This is a genomic window from Bacillus sp. FSL R7-0672 (genome assembly GCF_038601465.1).
Taxonomy (GTDB): Bacteria; Bacillota; Bacilli; order Bacillales; family Bacillaceae; genus Bacillus; species Bacillus pumilus.
Genome location: NZ_CP152010.1, coordinates 3,355,122 through 3,370,433, shown reverse-complemented (window position 1 = coordinate 3,370,433; position 15,312 = coordinate 3,355,122). Strand labels below are relative to the sequence as shown.

Annotated in this window: 16 protein-coding genes; 13 read left to right on the top strand and 3 right to left on the bottom strand. The window is 43.0% G+C overall.

Annotation, left to right across the window (positions count from 1 at the left end):
* Positions 1–86 precede the first annotated feature (86 nt).
* Positions 87–2,363, top strand: a complete 2,277-nt coding sequence (locus tag MKY18_RS17160) for a glycosyltransferase (protein WP_065097830.1) — start codon at positions 87–89, stop codon at positions 2,361–2,363.
* A complete protein-coding gene (locus MKY18_RS17155) occupies positions 2,360–2,593 on the top strand; it encodes a DUF5970 family protein (protein WP_113767824.1) in 234 nt (77 codons plus the stop codon). The genes MKY18_RS17160 and MKY18_RS17155 overlap by 4 nt, the downstream gene beginning before the upstream one ends.
* Before the next feature lie 34 nt (positions 2,594–2,627).
* Here MKY18_RS17155 and MKY18_RS17150 read toward each other — a convergent pair whose 3' ends face one another.
* Positions 2,628–3,428, bottom strand: coding sequence for an RsfA family transcriptional regulator (locus tag MKY18_RS17150; protein ID WP_265208735.1), 801 nt, complete (start codon positions 3,426–3,428; stop codon positions 2,628–2,630).
* 238 nt (positions 3,429–3,666) lie between these two features.
* Here MKY18_RS17150 and MKY18_RS17145 point away from each other — a divergent pair, with 238 nt between their 5' ends.
* From MKY18_RS17145 to MKY18_RS17130, 4 genes are all read left to right on the top strand, one after another.
* Complete coding sequence (locus tag MKY18_RS17145) at positions 3,667–3,888, top strand: DUF1450 domain-containing protein (protein ID WP_003215259.1); 222 nt, start codon at positions 3,667–3,669, stop codon at positions 3,886–3,888.
* A 170-nt stretch (positions 3,889–4,058) separates the two neighbouring features.
* Complete coding sequence (locus MKY18_RS17140) at positions 4,059–5,360, top strand: HD domain-containing protein (RefSeq protein ID WP_007497716.1); 1,302 nt, start codon at positions 4,059–4,061, stop codon at positions 5,358–5,360.
* 30 nt (positions 5,361–5,390) lie between these two features.
* The gene (locus tag MKY18_RS17135) at positions 5,391–5,891 is read left to right on the top strand and encodes a YwgA family protein (RefSeq protein WP_065097834.1); all 501 of its coding nucleotides are present in this window, start codon (positions 5,391–5,393) and stop codon (positions 5,889–5,891) included.
* Between the two features lie 225 nt (positions 5,892–6,116).
* Positions 6,117–6,929 (top strand): zinc-dependent metalloprotease, encoded by an 813-nt coding sequence (locus MKY18_RS17130; RefSeq protein ID WP_342497601.1) that lies wholly within the window; start codon positions 6,117–6,119, stop codon positions 6,927–6,929.
* 49 nt (positions 6,930–6,978) lie between these two features.
* Here the strand turns inward: MKY18_RS17130 and MKY18_RS17125 are convergent, their stop codons facing one another.
* Positions 6,979–7,164 carry a 2-hydroxymuconate tautomerase gene (locus tag MKY18_RS17125; RefSeq protein WP_003214939.1) on the bottom strand — a complete coding sequence of 62 codons (186 nt, stop codon included), beginning with the start codon at positions 7,162–7,164 and terminating at the stop codon, positions 6,979–6,981.
* A gap of 107 nt (positions 7,165–7,271) precedes the next feature.
* Between MKY18_RS17125 and MKY18_RS17120 the strand changes: the two genes are divergently transcribed.
* Together MKY18_RS17120 and MKY18_RS17115 are read left to right on the top strand one after the other, a co-directional pair.
* A complete protein-coding gene (locus MKY18_RS17120; RefSeq protein ID WP_342497600.1) occupies positions 7,272–7,934 on the top strand; it encodes a site-2 protease family protein in 663 nt (220 codons plus the stop codon).
* Positions 7,935–7,946: 12 nt separating this feature from the next.
* Complete coding sequence (locus MKY18_RS17115; protein WP_065097836.1) at positions 7,947–8,465, top strand: YwhD family protein; 519 nt, start codon at positions 7,947–7,949, stop codon at positions 8,463–8,465.
* A 124-nt stretch (positions 8,466–8,589) separates the two neighbouring features.
* Here MKY18_RS17115 and MKY18_RS17110 read toward each other — a convergent pair whose 3' ends face one another.
* Positions 8,590–10,659, bottom strand: a complete 2,070-nt coding sequence (locus MKY18_RS17110; RefSeq protein ID WP_342497599.1) for a transglycosylase domain-containing protein — start codon at positions 10,657–10,659, stop codon at positions 8,590–8,592.
* Positions 10,660–10,883: 224 nt separating this feature from the next.
* On the opposite strand from MKY18_RS17110, the gene speE reads away from it, so the two are divergent.
* From speE to argS, 5 genes are all read left to right on the top strand, one after another.
* Complete coding sequence (gene speE, locus MKY18_RS17105) at positions 10,884–11,714, top strand: spermidine synthase (RefSeq protein WP_003214614.1); 831 nt, start codon at positions 10,884–10,886, stop codon at positions 11,712–11,714.
* Between the two features lie 69 nt (positions 11,715–11,783).
* On the top strand, positions 11,784–12,656 hold the full coding sequence (speB, locus tag MKY18_RS17100) for an agmatinase (RefSeq protein ID WP_065097838.1): 873 nt from the start codon (positions 11,784–11,786) through the stop codon (positions 12,654–12,656).
* Between the two features lie 75 nt (positions 12,657–12,731).
* Positions 12,732–12,965: a hypothetical protein gene (locus tag MKY18_RS17095; RefSeq protein WP_265208742.1), complete on the top strand. Its 234-nt coding sequence runs from the start codon at positions 12,732–12,734 to the stop codon at positions 12,963–12,965.
* 238 nt (positions 12,966–13,203) lie between these two features.
* Positions 13,204–13,626 carry a DUF1934 family protein gene (locus MKY18_RS17090; RefSeq protein WP_044140186.1) on the top strand — a complete coding sequence of 141 codons (423 nt, stop codon included), beginning with the start codon at positions 13,204–13,206 and terminating at the stop codon, positions 13,624–13,626.
* The gene (argS, locus tag MKY18_RS17085) at positions 13,623–15,296 is read left to right on the top strand and encodes an arginine--tRNA ligase (protein ID WP_044140185.1); all 1,674 of its coding nucleotides are present in this window, start codon (positions 13,623–13,625) and stop codon (positions 15,294–15,296) included. The genes MKY18_RS17090 and argS overlap by 4 nt, the downstream gene beginning before the upstream one ends.
* Positions 15,297–15,312: the final 16 nt, after the last annotated feature.

The following is a 15,312-nucleotide window of genomic DNA, read 5'->3' as shown; positions in this document are numbered from 1 at the left end:
GGGCACTGTAATGAAAGAATCCCCTCCTTCGTTATGTAGTTTTATATGCGATAGTCATTTATGGCGTAAGAAAGAAGGAAAATGTATTGTCATTATTCACCACGTATTACCCGCTGTTTATGCTTTGTGTTTTATCTGTGTTGTATGTAATGTATCGTATTCAGCCGGTGGCCACTACTGTTAAAAAAATCATCATTGTGCTCTGTGTGTTAACAAATGCCGCTTATATTTGCTGGCGTCTTTTCTTTACACTGCCGCATGAAGGTACTTTTAATATTGTGATGGGTATTTTGCTTGTTGCCTGTGAATGCATTGGGTTTTTACAGCTGCTTGTGTTTTATACACTTGTTTGGAAGCCTTCCAATCGGAAACAAGTCATGATCAGTGATCTTGACAGGCTGCCAACAGTTGATATTTTCATAGCTACATATAATGAACCAATTGAAGTGCTGAAACGCACTGTTGCAGGTTGTGTGAATCTCTCTTATCCAAAGGACAAAGTCCACATTTATTTATGTGATGATGGCAAGCGGGCGTCTGTAGAGCAGCTTGCTTCTGAGTTTGGTGTTCATTATCTGACAAGAACAGATAACCAGTTTGCGAAGGCGGGTAACTTAAACCATGCGATGTCTCAAACGAATGGGGAGCTGATTCTCACACTTGATGCGGATATGGTCCCCCTTCCTTCGTTTTTAGAAAAAACAGTGCCTTACTTTCATGATGGAGCGACGGCGTTTGTTCAAGTTCCACAGGCGTTTTATAACGAAGATCCTTTCCAATATAATATGTTCTCGAAGGATCGAATTCCAAATGAGCAGGACTTCTTCATGCAAACCCTCCAAGCTGGTAAGGATCGGTTTAATGCTGTGATGTATGTCGGTAGTAATACTGTCTTTAGAAGAATCGCCTTAGATGAAATTGGCGGATTTGCTACTGGGGTGATTACAGAAGACATGGCGACAGGAATGCTACTCCAAGGAAAGTTCAAATCTGTGTCTGTCGGAGAAGTATTAGCCGTCGGTCTGGCACCTGAAAGCTGGCTGGATCTGTTAAAGCAGAGAGATCGGTGGTCGAGAGGGAACATTCAGTGTGCCCGTAAGTTTAATCCTTTGAAGGTTCGTGGCTTAACGCTTATGCAGCGAGTTCTTTATTTAGATGGTATTGTGTATTGGTTTAACGGTTTGTTTAAAATGATTTACATTCTCACGCCGATTTTGTTTTTATTGTTTGGTATTCAAAGTTTCTGGGCAGATTTCCAGTCCATTTTCATGTTCTGGCTACCGGCGTTTTTTAGTTCCTATTTAGCATTTAAACTAGTGTCGAATCAAAAAAGAAGTATGTTTTGGAGTCATATTTATGAAAGCTCTATGGCATTCCACCTGGCTGGTGTAGCTTTAAGTGAGCTGTTTTTCAAAAAGAGAGTGGAATTTCTTGTCACACCAAAGGGAATTCAAACGGACAAAAGACACTTTCATTTGAAAACGATGATTCCCCATTTGATCTTTTTGCTGCTCTCATTGCTTGTCCTAGTGAAAATAGGATACGATGTGAAGGTAAATGGGACGATGAATGCTGACCTCACGTTGATTAATATTTTTTGGGTGATGTATAACGGTGCAGGTCTATTCATGGCACTGCTTGTGGCGTTTGACCGTCCGCGTTATCGAAAATCAGAGCGGTTTGTCATTGAAAAAGAGGGACAGCTTCATTCTGATCATCAAGATGAGTCGATTGCTTGTTTTCTACTAGATATGAGTGATTCAGGTGCGCGTCTATCCATTCCATTGGATCAAGCTCCTTCTCTTTATCAAGGACAAAAGCAATTATTCTTTACAGAGGATGAAAGTGTGGCGTGTGACGTGGTCTGGAGCTATCCAGAGGAAGACAAGCTGATGGTTGGTGTTGCTTTTACTGACACACAAAAATCAGAGTATCTATCACTGATCCGCTTCCTATTCACACGAGAGCATGTATCGATAACGGATCGTGAGAAAAAATCCTATGCTGTTCGGACATTTCTCCGCTTTGTAAGAGAAAGTGCCAAAGTGCCAAAGGCTATACGGCGCAAATGGGTGAGAAAACCTTTAAAAGGTGTGACAGGCACGTTATCATATGAGGACAGATTAGAAGAGAAGGTGCCGTTGGTCATACATGATATTAGTGTATCTGGGTGCAAAATCGAGTCTGAAGCTGTCATTGAATTACATGAGAAAGTGCGGATCACCATTGACACAGAATCTCTGACAGATCAGCCGGCGATTGCCGTTTGGACTTCAAAAAGACGCGGCCGCACAATTGTCGGACTCAAATTTGTTCAACCTGAAATCAAGCAGATAGAAGAAAGAGAGGGAGTGGTTTCTTGAAATCCAAAAACGGCAGTTACCTCTATTTACTATGGCTTCCTGTTATCATGGGAGCCGGCTACGGCATTTCGCTTTTGGTGCCGTTTCTTCAGCCTGTACTGACACTTGGCATCGCAGGTCTTTATATTTTTATATTTGGTGATTTTCAGGTGAGACAAGTCAGGTATATTTTTATGTTTGTCTTTTTGATTAATGTCCTATTTAGTGTGATGCTATTTTTGGGCATTTAAAAAAGTGCTTCCCGCAGATGGGGAGCACTTTTTGTTATTCTGCCATTTTTTCGAGGTTGCCGTTCCGGTCCATTTTAAAGGTTGGAGCGGCAGTGTCGTCCTCTTCAAACAAAACTAGTTTTCTTGCACGGTTCATGATTTTGACGAGTGTTTCATAATCTTCTTGAATGGTGAGTTGATCCTTTTCAAGCTTTTTCACTTCTGCTTCTAGCTGTGTGACTTTATGTGAAAGTTCGTTGTTTTCTCGTTTTAACCGGCTGTTTTCCATGCGTAAGGCAGAGGATTGCTGTCCATCGCCTTCATAGCGGCGCAAGAAATCAATGACATCTTCGATGGTTAAATCCTGTTGCTGCCTAAAAGGATTGGCTTCTGGCTTTTTCTCTACGACATGAGAAGCCTGTGACAATAAATGTGATAAACTAGCTAACTCTTCATTGTAGCTTTGGTCTACAAACTGGAGCTGCTCGGCTGTTTCAGATGCTGGTGCAAACGTTTCCTCCTGCGCTGGTTCCAGCTCCTGTGAGAATTCCTCTTGCGTGATTGTTTCTTCTACTTGCGGCTGATAGAGTAATCGTTTCTTTGCAGGCTGGCCATTGCCAAGTGCGCGCATCCGTTGTTTTCTTTGTTTTTTGGCAAGGGCTAACGCTTTTTCATATTGATGCCTCACAACAGCATTCCATCTAAAACCGCATGCCGCTGAGGTACGGTTCAGCTTGTCTCCTACTTCTTCAAACGCATTCAGCTGTGTGCTGCCCTCTCTGACGTGACGTAAGACGGTTTCTGCCAAAAGAAGATCATCTTCCTCTGACCAAGCATCTTGTCTTTGTTTTGACATGTTTAAACCCCCATATGATTTGATGGTATTAGATTAGCCAAGTTCAAGAAAGTTTATACAAGTTTGCTAAAAGGATAGTGGAAAATACTAGCTTTTATGTGAGCATGCTTCGGCGTTTACAATGCGTCTTGCAAGTCCAGCCGCTTCGATGTACAATGTTGGGTGGTATATTAAGACTCTTGGTTGTCCAACTGTTTCATATAAAATGAAGTTCATCATTGAAAGGAAGCGTAAGACCATGGCTAATGAGTTTCGCGTATGTGACGATTGCGATGCGACGAACCTAAAGACGTTGCTGCCTCGACTCAAATCGGTTGACCCTGATGCAAAAATTGAAATTGGCTGTCAATCCTATTGTGGTCCAGGACGAAAAAAGGCTTTTGCGTTTGTGAACAATCGCCCATTATCCGCACCAACAGAAGATGAGTTACTCGAAAAGGTTCAAAAAAAAGTCAAATAAATGTCACTGAATGTGTTCAGTCGACCTAAAAAGAGGTCCGCCCCTGTCAGGTCGGGCTTTTTACGTCCGTGCAATGGTTGAGAACACATTCACGAGCAAATTCAAGGATGTTTTCGGGAAAAGTTACCCGATATAATAGAAACACGTCTTAAAAAAAGAGGGACGAAACGATGGCGTATCCAAAAGGGAAATTATCTGAGGAAAAGGTATTTAAAGATCCTGTGCACCGTTATGTTCACGTACGGGACGCATTAATATGGGATTTAATAGGAACAAGAGAATTTCAGCGCCTGCGCCGAATTAAACAGCTAGGAACCACTTATTTGACGTTTCATGGTGCAGAACACAGCCGTTTCAATCATTCACTCGGTGTATATGAGATTGTGAGACGGATTGTGGATGATGTATTCAAAGGACGGCCGGAATGGGATGAGGGAGAACGCGAGCTTGTCCTGAGTGCGGCCTTGCTTCATGACCTCGGACATGGACCATTTTCTCATTCCTTTGAAAAGGTCTTCCACTTAGATCATGAATCGTTTACAAGAGATATTATTTTAGGGCAAACCGAAGTCAATGAAGTGCTTCGCCGGGTGAGTGATGATTTCCCGAAGCATGTGGCGGAAGTGATTGCCAAGACGTATCAAAACAAACAGGTGGTCAGTTTGATCTCAAGTCAAATTGATGCCGACCGTATGGACTATTTGCAGCGTGATGCCTACTATACAGGCGTCAGCTACGGCCATTTTGATATGGAGCGTATTTTGCGCGTGATGCGTCCGAGAGAAGATCAGATTGTGATGAAGCAGAGCGGGATGCATGCGGTCGAGGATTATATTATGAGCCGCTATCAAATGTACTGGCAAGTCTATTTCCACCCAGTGACACGCAGTGCGGAAGTCATTTTAACGAAAATTCTCCACCGTGCAAAAGAGCTGCATGAAACGGGCTATATTTTCACACATGCCCCTGTTCATTTTTATTCGATTTTCGAGGGGAATGTCACCACAGAGGACTATATTAAACTGGATGAATCCATTGTCTTATTTTATTTTCAGGCGTGGGAAGACGAAGAAGATCATGTGCTGGCTGATTTGTGCCGCCGTTTTATGAACCGCCGATTGTTCCAATATACAGAGTTTAATCCGAATGAAGAAATGACGAAATATTTCAAGCTGACCGCCTTGTTTAAGGAGGCAGGCATTGATCCTGACTATTATTTAGTCGTCGACTCTTCCTCTGACTTGCCATACGACTTCTACAGACCAGGGGAGGAAGAAGAGAGACTGCCGATCCACCTTTTGACGCAAAGTGGTCATATTAAAGAGCTGTCGAGACAGTCAGATATTGTTGATGCCATTTCCGGTAAACGAAGAACCGATCATAAACTTTATTTCCCGATGGACTTAATTGTAGATATGTCGGAAAAAGCTGAAGAAAAGAAGGCAATCATGAAGCTGCTTGGATTGGGATAAGGAAGTACTGAAAAAGGAGATGTCGGGAATTTGTTGAAAGAGCATGCAAAGTTGATGAAGGTATTCTCTGAATCCGGGGAAATCGTTGGACGGAAGAAGCTGCAAAAGATGATTTACATAGCAAAAAAGCTAGATTTGCCTTTTTACGAGAAATACGATTTTCACTTTTATGGCCCCTATTCAGAGGAGTTGACGCTCAGAATTGAAGAGCTGTGCAACCTTGGATTCTTGGACGAAATGAAGGAAAAAAAAGGCGGATACTATCAATATCGCTATTCGCTGACGGACAATGGGAAAGAGTTTCTCGATCAGTGTGAAGTGGACATGCCTGACCTCAAAGTGCTGACGAAGCAGATGAACGAGCAGTCGTCTCGTTTCCTAGAGCTCGTCTCTACGATTTTATACTTTGATGATCTGCCAGAAGATGAGGTAAAGGAAAAGGTCTTCACCATTAAAAGCAAGCAGCGCTATACGGACGAAGAATTTGAGGATGCTCTTGCTTATATTGGTCAGTTGAAGGAATTGAACTAGTTTCGCAAAAGCCCAGCATTTAGGGCTTTTTTTTGTTTTGTAAGACCTAGACCAAAAGCGCTATTTTTCGATGAAATGTGTGCTGAAGGATCCGGAAAATTAGTGAATATGACGTATTTCGACTTTCTTCCTGTGTATCTAATTCCCTGTTTTTGACTGAATAGAAGGAAAAAAGTGAATTTTCAGTGAATATATAACTTTGTGAAAATCAAAGGAGGGATAGGAATGAAAAAGCGTTCAGTCTTTTTGTCATTTTTATTGGTAGGTAGTTTGTTACCGGGAGTAAGTTCAGCTTCAGCACCAGTCGCGAGTGCTGGTCATGGGCATGATCATGGTCATGCGCCGTTCGAAACACATATTGGTGAGGGGTTGCCAAAGGCAAACGATTTTAAAGATTTGACGAAAGCATCTCCAATTGAACGAGATGTGACAACAAAGGTATTAGATGAGTCTGGTAAGCAGGTAGGCTCTAGAACCTTTAAGGCGAATACAGGAGATTCTATTTCAACAAAGGCAAGTACAGGCAGTCAAAAAGTAACGGTCTATGCTGTAGCAGATGCGCAGTATCGTGCGAAATATAGTGACTGGCAGACGAGAATTGTCAGCATCATCGAGCAAGCGGACGTCACCTTTAACCGTGATCATGATGTGGACTTTGTCGTACAAGCAGTAGGATCTTGGACATCTTCTGGATCAAATGCAGAGCAAATCTTATCTAACCTTTCGCGCAGCTTTGATGGCAGAGGATACGATTTTGTCACTGGATTTACAGCAAATCCAAACTTTGATGCGGGCGGAATCGCTTATGTATACAATAGTGCACCGCGCGGAAGTGCATTCGCCGTCAACCTTGATCAAGGAACAGCGAATACAGCAAAAGCGGCTACGCATGAATACGGCCATAACTTTGGCTTACCGCATGACCCTCAAGGCAGCGGCATTGTCTGCTTAATGAATTATGATTATTCCTACACAGTCGATTTCTTTGATGCGGCTCATAAAAATCAAGTGAACCGTAACAAAGCGTGGTACAGATAAAATAAGAGAAAAAAGGACAAACACCTATGTGCTTGTCCTTTTTTTATGCTTACAGGTCGCTCATTCGCTTTCCTGCTACGGCATAGTGTTCTTTTTTCATTTCTTCAATAATAACAGAGACTTTTTCTGCACCTGCGCCTGTTGTTTCAACAACAGCATCAGTGACTTTCTCCACAAGAGCTCTTTTCTGCTCGTCTGTTCTTCCTTCAAGCATTTGTACGGTGACAATCGGCAATGCGAAAACCTCCTTTTTCCTTTCATGCTACGCTTCCCTTTAGTTTAAGGGACTTCTTATAGTATACTGAATGAAGTAAATCATTGTATAGAAAGAAAGAGGGATTCATGCCTTTGAACCAATTTCTTGTGTATCCATTAGAACTCATTCCATATGTCGCCATTACGCTTGTTGTTGCATTTACGATGCACGAGCTGGCGCATGCATATGTTGCGTATCGTTTCGGCGACCCGACAGCTAAGAACCAAGGGAGACTCACATTAAATCCACTGAAGCATCTCGATGTATTTGGGACGATTTTGATCTTTGTCGCCGGGTTTGGCTGGGCGAGACCTGTACCGGTGAATCGTTACCATTTTAAAAACCCGCGCTTAGCAGGAATCTGCGTCTCGATTGCTGGCCCTTTAAGTAACTTAGTGTTGGCGTTTCTATGCTTTTTCGTGTACGTGCTTCTTCAGAAGTTTGGCGGGGAGTCGCTCATGCGCTTTGAGCCGGGAGTTGATCATTTCTTCCGGATATTTATTAACTTGAACGTCATTTTGTTCCTATTTAACTTATTGCCACTTCCGCCGCTGGATGGGTATCGTATTATTGAGGACGTCGTCAGCCCCCGTATCCGGGCGAAAATGACGCAATTCGAACAATATGGGATCATTATTTTTCTCATATTCGTGATCACGCCGCTAGGACAGTTTGTTTTTGGTCCATTGATCGGAATGCGGGATCAAATCATTCAATGGTTTAATCTTATTTTGAAGCCGCTGCTTTAGGAGGTTTAATGAATGGAAGGTAAAAAGAAGAAACCAATTGGTTTTAACATCATTAAAAAAACAGATGCAACCGACGGACACGGAGGCTTTGGAGCTGGTGCGCTCAGCCTAGATAACATTTCGCCGGTGATCATTGACGTAGAGGAAAAGGAAGCTGTCATTGATATTGGTGCGATGCATGCAAGAAGTGCCGTGGAAAAAGGAATTAAATTCTTGAAAACAAAAGAAGAGGTACCGAACGGAAAGCCGTATTGGCTCGTATGGGTGACCATTGACCGCAGAGAAGAAGGTCCTTATTATGCGGGTGTGACGGCTTGCGAAATGACCGTCGACCGTTCAATCCGCCGCGGGTATAAGTCGCTTCCAGAGCATGTGAATTTCATGGATAAATCAATGAAGCGAAATATCGTCGTCAGTCATATGGATGATGTATCGAAAAAGGTGCTGGCTGATTTCTTGAAGAGTCATAATGAAGCACTATGGGAAGCATCTACAGATGAATTAAAAGAAGGATTGGCTGTCCCTGAATAATTGTGAAATTTTTGTGAAGAATGGCGAATTGCTACCAATTCCAGCTGATTTTTGAGTAAACTGGTGTTAAAGCTAGGACATGGAGAATCCCGAGATGCAGATCTCGGGGTTTTTCATGTCCTTTTTAACGTTTCAGCCACTTTTCCCACCATTTCTTTGGCTTTTGATCTTGAACCGGATCTTGCTCAGAAGATTTATTCTCAGCGCCGTAGCACACACCTGTCGGCTCTGTTCCTTCTATAAAATAGGTGAATACCTTTGATTCACATCCTGGGCCTGCGAGATCGCCGGTTTTTGGATTGATATACACACCTTTTACGCCGTCTGGCGGCATGAAGGAGGACGCTGGCTGTTTGGAGAGGGCTGATTCCATAAAGGATGCCCATATCTTTTTTGCATAGGCTGTTTCTTCGACCGAGTCAATGGTACGCCCTTTATCATAGCCCGTCCACACACCTGTGACGAGCTGGGGAGAAAAGCCGATCATCCAGCTGTCGGCTCCTGTCGTTCCCGATTTTCCTCCGTATGTTCGCGTGAGATCCTTCATAATGGTGCGGCCTGTGACACTCGTATAGCCGTTTAGCTGATCATTGAACATTCCTGACATCATGTCGGTGGTGACAAAGGCTGCCTTTTCATCTAAGACTTGCTCTCGTTTTTGTTTTTCTTCAAAAAGCACGTTGCCTTTAGCATCCGTTACTTTTGTAATAAAGGTGGGTTTGACTCGTTTTCCGCCATTGACAAGCATTGCGTAAGCATTGGTCATTTCAATTGGTTTGATAGGAGACGTGCCTAGGGCAAGTGATGGCACCTGATCTAGTTTTTCGTTGATGCCAAATGTTTTGCCAGCACGTACAAGCTGCTCCATTCCTAAAAATAGATGGGTTTTCACGGCATAAATATTATCAGACAGCGCCAAGGCTTGAAGCATCGTAATGCCGTCATTGGCGTAATAGCCATGATAATTGCTTGGTGAATAAGCAGCGCCGCTTCCTTGATCATCGAGCTCAAAAACCGTTTCTTCACTGCGCATGACGGTTGCTGGTGTAAACCCATTTTGCAAGGCAATGTAATAGAGAAGAGGCTTCATTGTTGAACCGGGCTGTCTTTTCGCTTGTGTCACCCGGTTGAATGGACTTTTCTCATAATCTCTTCCCCCAATGAGGGCGAGTACATGACCAGTTTGGGGATGGATAGCGGTAAAGCCGATTTGGATGTCTGATTTCGAATAGATTGTGCTTTTTAACGTCTTCTCAGCAATTTTCTGTAACTCTGGATTTAAAGTCGTTTGGATATGAAGGCCATAGGTTTCGATCTGTTCCTCAGTTAACCCCAAGCTTTGTTTCAACTCACGAATCACATCATCATAAAAATACGGGGCTTGCTTTGCTTGCAGCTGCTTCTTTTGCAAAGGGCGATAGGACAGTTTTTCTTTCGCGGCTTCAGCGGCTGCCTTTTTCGTAATCATGCCGTCCTCTTGCATGTGCCTCAAAATCATATTCTTTCTTGCGCCGGCTTTCTCTTCATTCACATAAGGGGAGTAGAGAGAAGGGCCCTTTGGGATACCGGCAAGTAAGGCAGATTCAGCGAGGGTCAAATTCTTTGCCTTTTTTCCGAAATACAGACGGGACGCTGCTTCCACGCCATAAGCTCCATGACCATAATAAATGGTGTTCAAGTATCCTTCTAAAATCTCATCTTTTGTATAGTTTTGCTCTAAGCGAATCGTGTAAAAGGCTTCATTCCACTTCCGCTTCCACGTTTTATCATGATCTAAATACAGATTTCGTGCATATTGCTGGGTGATCGTGCTGGCGCCTTGTACCTTAGCCATGGCACGAATATCAGCCACTGCAGCACCCGCCATCCGTTTCACATCAAAGCCATGATGCTCATAAAAGGTTTTATCCTCAACAGCTACAGCTGCCTGCCTGATATAAGGGGACATGTCCTTTAAGGGCACCCAATATCTCTTTTCTCCAAAGCTGGATTCTCCAAGCTTTGAACCATCGGCTGCATAAATGGTCGTAGATTGGGGAACTTGAACAGAAGGGGCGCCTTGCCATTTGGCTATTAAAAGAATCGTCAAAAAGACAGTGCCTGCAAATAGAAAAGCGAGCAAACCAATAAAAAAACAGGCTCGAATCGTTTTCACGGTCATGCGGATTTTTTTATTACTCATGATTGTGTCCATGCAAAGCCCCCATTTTGACGGTTTTTTATCAGTATGGAACAAAGAAAACCGTTTTAAACAAATGATTGAAAGAGCGTGCATTAAAATTGAAGAGAAGTCATGCGGTTCTTTACAATTTGATATGAATCCACTATACTTTTTTCTTGGACAATCGATATAGTCATAGCCGTTAAAGGCGCTAACAATAGATGTTTGTTTATTATTGGATGAGAGGAAGATGGACAATGAGCGAACTTTGGTATACAGAGAAGCAAACGAAGAATTTTGGTATTACTTTGAAGGTGAACAAAACCCTTCACACAGAACAAACAGATTTTCAGCATTTAGAAATGGTGGAAACAGAAGAGTTTGGCAATATGCTGTTTTTAGACGGTATGGTGATGACGTCTGAGAAAGATGAGTTTGTATACCACGAAATGGTGGCACATGTTCCTCTTTTCACTCATCCAAACCCAGAAAATGTTCTTGTCGTAGGTGGAGGAGACGGCGGTGTCATTCGTGAAATCCTGAAGCATCCAAGTGTGAAAAAAGCGACACTTGTTGATATTGATGGCAAAGTCATCGAATACTCGAAAAAATTCCTTCCTTCGATTGCTGGGAAACTAGACGATCCTCGTGTAGATGTCAAAGTTGGAGACGGCTTTATGCATATTGCTGAAGCTGACAATGAGTACGATGTTATCATGGTGGACTCAACTGAACCAGTTGGACCAGCTGTGAACCTGTTCTCTAAAGGATTTTACGCAGGAATTTCAAAAGCACTCAAAGAAGACGGTATTTTCGTGGCACAAACGGACAATCCTTGGTTCACACCTGAGCTGATTACAAATGTACAGCGTGATGTGAAAGAGATTTTCCCAATCACGAAGCTTTACACAGCAAATATTCCAACGTATCCAAGTGGTCTTTGGACATTTACCATCGGTTCAAAAAAATATGATCCACTTGCTGTAGAAGACAGCCGTTTCTTTGATATTGACACGAAATATTACACAAAAGAATTACACAAAGCGGCATTCGTTCTGCCGAAATTTGTGAGCGACTTAATCAAATAAATCAAGCGAAGAGGAAATGCGCAAATAACAGTTTGCGCATTTTTTGAAGCGTAAAAGGAGGAATCTTGCATGAGATTCGAAGAGGCTTATTCAGGAAAAGTATTTATTGGAAGTCATCCGACATGGGAAGATGCAAAAGTCATTTTATATGGTATGCCGATGGATTGGACCGTCAGTTATAGACCAGGCTCACGTTTTGGCCCAAACCGTATTCGTGAAGTTTCGATTGGATTAGAGGAATACAGCCCTTATTTAGATCGTGAACTACACGAGGTGCCATTCTTTGATGCCGGTGACATTCCGCTTCCTTTTGGAAATGCTCAGAAAAGCTTGGACTTAATTGAAGAGTATGTCGACAGCATTTTAGAAAAAGGGAAGTTTCCATTAGGAATGGGCGGCGAGCATCTTGTGTCTTGGCCGGTTTTCCGTGCGATGCATAAGAAATATCCTGATTTGGCGATTATCCATATGGACGCACATACGGATCTTCGTGAGGAATACGAGGGTGAGCCTCTGTCTCATTCAACACCGATTCGTAAAGTAGCAGGACTCATTGGACCTGAGAATGTGTTCTCTTTTGGGATTCGTTCTGGGATGAAGGAAGAATTTGAATGGGCAAAAGAAGCGGGCATGCACATTTCTAAATTTGAAGTGTTGGAGCCGTTGAAGCAAGTATTGCCAAAGCTGAAGGGGCGTCCAGTTTATGTGACGATCGACATTGATGTACTCGACCCAGCTCATGCACCTGGTACAGGCACGGTGGATGCTGGCGGTATTACATCAAAAGAGCTGCTTGCATCTATTCATGCCATTGCAGGATCTGAGGTTCAAGTAGTCGGTGCAGACCTTGTAGAGGTAGCACCTGTATACGATCATTCCGACCAAACAGCGAATACAGCGAGCAAGCTTTTACGCGAAATGCTGCTTGGATTTGTGAAATAACACCTTGATAGAGGAGCTTGTCATCTCATGTGGACAAGCTCTTTTTTTACATGGAAAAAATAAAGGAGGCAGTTCATGTTTTCTTCTATATTGATGGTGCTTCTCGCTTTTTGTGTGTTAGCGGCGGGTTTTCTCACGCTGAAACGAGAGCTCGCAGCTGCGCCGCCCGTTTTTGCTTCGAAAAAGGAAGCAAAGGAAGAGATGTTGGGGCTGTTTCAAGATCGAGGCTTTTTCTATTTGACGGCCATTGCGTTATTCATGCAGGTGATATTTAAGCGAGCACAAATCGTGCCATTTGATTTTTTTTAGGTATTTTTGGCAAGTTCAGGCGTACAAGCTCTTTTTTATTTAATCAAAAGAAAAGACATGGGCGTAAAGGCTGTGTTGGTGGTATTAGTCAGTTTCCTGTTTCTTTTTTTTCTAAAGGGATGGCGTAAGATAAAAACGAAGTTTAATCGCAGTGAAGAAGAGAAATGATGGTATGATAGGCGATCATGAATATGGTATACTATTTTAGTTAAACGGGTCTTAGCAAAGGAAGTGCAAAATGACACAAAACCAAATTTCAATTCATGTAAAGTCAGTGATGAAACCAGAGACGGAGCCGGCTGAAACGATCGAATTCCGCACGACTGGAACGTATCAAGAAAAGAATGACAAAACGTATCTCACTTACCATGAAGAACATGAAATGGGTCAAGTAAAAACCGTTGTGAAAATGAGTGAAAAAGAAATTTTTGTCATGAGATCAGGGGCCATTCAAATGAAGCAGCGCTTTCTCATTGGGGAAACGACCGTCACACATTACACGATGCCATTCGGTACACTACAGCTTGATGTACACACACATGGCATTGATCTGGATGTGAACAAGGGACTGCTGCACATTACGTACGATATGCTGACAGGGGAAGATCAAAAGCATTTACATACATTATCGATTTCGTATAAGGAGGATTTACGTTCATGAATATCGCAGAACAGGTCAAAGATGCGTTAAAAGAAGAAATCATTGCGGCAGTCGTCAAAGCAGGACTTGCTGATGAAAGCCAGGTACCAGATGTCCTTTTAGAAGTGCCGAAAGACAAAACTCACGGTGATTACTCCACCAACATGGCGATGCAGCTTGCCCGCATTGCAAAAAAAGCACCTCGCCAAATCGCAGAGGACATTGTCAAAGCGTTTGATAAAGGGAAAGCTTCTATTGAAAAACTGGATATCGCAGGTCCAGGGTTCATTAACTTTTATATGAACAATCAGTATTTAACAAAGCTCATTCCAGCTGTCCTTGAAGCAAAAGAGGCATATGGTGAAACGAATACAGGCGGCGGCCAAAAGGTGCAAGTTGAATTCGTCTCAGCCAACCCAACAGGTGACCTTCACCTTGGACATGCCCGCGGAGCAGCTGTAGGTGATTCTCTTTGCAACATCCTTGATAAAGCAGGGTTCGAAGTGAGCCGTGAATACTATATCAACGATGCAGGCAATCAGATCAATAACCTTGCTTTATCTGTAGAGGTACGTTACTTTGAGGCGCTCGGTCTTGAAAAAGAGATGCCTGAAGACGGCTATAGAGGAGAAGACATCAAAGGCATCGGGCAAAAGCTGGCAGATGAATTTGGTGACCGTTTCGTGCATGAGCCAGAAGAAGAGCGTATGAAGTTCTTCCGTGAATACGGCTTAAAATACGAATTAGAGAAATTACGTGTAGACCTTGAGAATTTCCGTGTCCCATTTGATGTATGGTATTCAGAAACCTCTTTATATGAAAACGGAAAAATCGAACCAGCGCTGGAAACCCTTCGCGCTAAAGGCTATGTCTTTGAAGAAGACGGCGCAACGTGGCTGCGTTCAACTGATTTTGGCGATGACAAGGACCGCGTGCTCATTAAAAAAGACGGCAGCTTCACTTACTTGCTTCCAGATATCGCATACCATAAAGACAAATTGGACAGAGGCTTTGATCAGCTCATTAACATTTGGGGAGCGGACCATCACGGCTATATCCCTCGAATGAAAGCGGCGATCCAAGCACTTGGATATCCTGCTGGCAAGCTTGAAGTAGAAATCATTCAGCTCGTTCACCTATACAAAAACGGTGAAAAGATGAAGATGAGTAAACGTACAGGAAAAGCTGTCACCATGCGTGATCTGATTGAAGAAGTAGGTCTAGATGCCACTCGTTATTTCTTCGCGATGAGAAGTGCGGCAACACATATGGACTTTGACCTAGACTTAGCGATATCTACGTCTAACGATAACCCTGTGTACTACGCACAATATGCGCATGCGAGAATTTGCAGCATGCTGCGTCAAGGGGAAGAAAAAGGCTACGAGCCAAACCTTGAAAAAGCAGATTTCTCTCACATTCAATCGGAAAAAGAGTACGATCTTCTCAAAATCATTGGCAGCTTCCCAGAAGTTGTAGCAGAAGCAGCTGAAAAGCGTATTCCGCACCGTGTAACGAACTATATTTATGACCTTGCATCAGCCCTTCACAGCTTCTACAATGCCGAGAAGGTCATTGATGTAGAAAACGAAACAAAAACAACAGCACGTCTTTCACTCATGAAAGCAACACAAATTACGCTTGCGAATGCATTAAAACTAATTGGCGTATCGGCTCCGGAAAAGATGTAAGAACACGAAGAAACCC

Bases quoted from the DNA above. Each gene is read 5' to 3' on its own strand.
- MKY18_RS17150 (WP_265208735.1), bottom strand. From the start codon at position 3,428: ATGTCAAAACAAAGACAAGATGCTTGGTCAGAGGAAGATGATCTTCTT.
- MKY18_RS17145 (WP_003215259.1), top strand. From the start codon at position 3,667: ATGGCTAATGAGTTTCGCGTATGTGACGATTGCGATGCGACGAACCTA.
- MKY18_RS17140 (WP_007497716.1), top strand. From the start codon at position 4,059: ATGGCGTATCCAAAAGGGAAATTATCTGAGGAAAAGGTATTTAAAGAT.
- MKY18_RS17130 (WP_342497601.1), top strand. From the start codon at position 6,117: ATGAAAAAGCGTTCAGTCTTTTTGTCATTTTTATTGGTAGGTAGTTTG.
- MKY18_RS17120 (WP_342497600.1), top strand. From the start codon at position 7,272: ATGCCTTTGAACCAATTTCTTGTGTATCCATTAGAACTCATTCCATAT.
- MKY18_RS17115 (WP_065097836.1), top strand. From the start codon at position 7,947: ATGGAAGGTAAAAAGAAGAAACCAATTGGTTTTAACATCATTAAAAAA.
- MKY18_RS17110 (WP_342497599.1), bottom strand. From the start codon at position 10,659: ATGGACACAATCATGAGTAATAAAAAAATCCGCATGACCGTGAAAACG.
- speE (WP_003214614.1), top strand. From the start codon at position 10,884: ATGAGCGAACTTTGGTATACAGAGAAGCAAACGAAGAATTTTGGTATT.
- speB (WP_065097838.1), top strand. From the start codon at position 11,784: ATGAGATTCGAAGAGGCTTATTCAGGAAAAGTATTTATTGGAAGTCAT.
- MKY18_RS17095 (WP_265208742.1), top strand. From the start codon at position 12,732: ATGTTTTCTTCTATATTGATGGTGCTTCTCGCTTTTTGTGTGTTAGCG.
- MKY18_RS17090 (WP_044140186.1), top strand. From the start codon at position 13,204: ATGACACAAAACCAAATTTCAATTCATGTAAAGTCAGTGATGAAACCA.
- argS (WP_044140185.1), top strand. From the start codon at position 13,623: ATGAATATCGCAGAACAGGTCAAAGATGCGTTAAAAGAAGAAATCATT.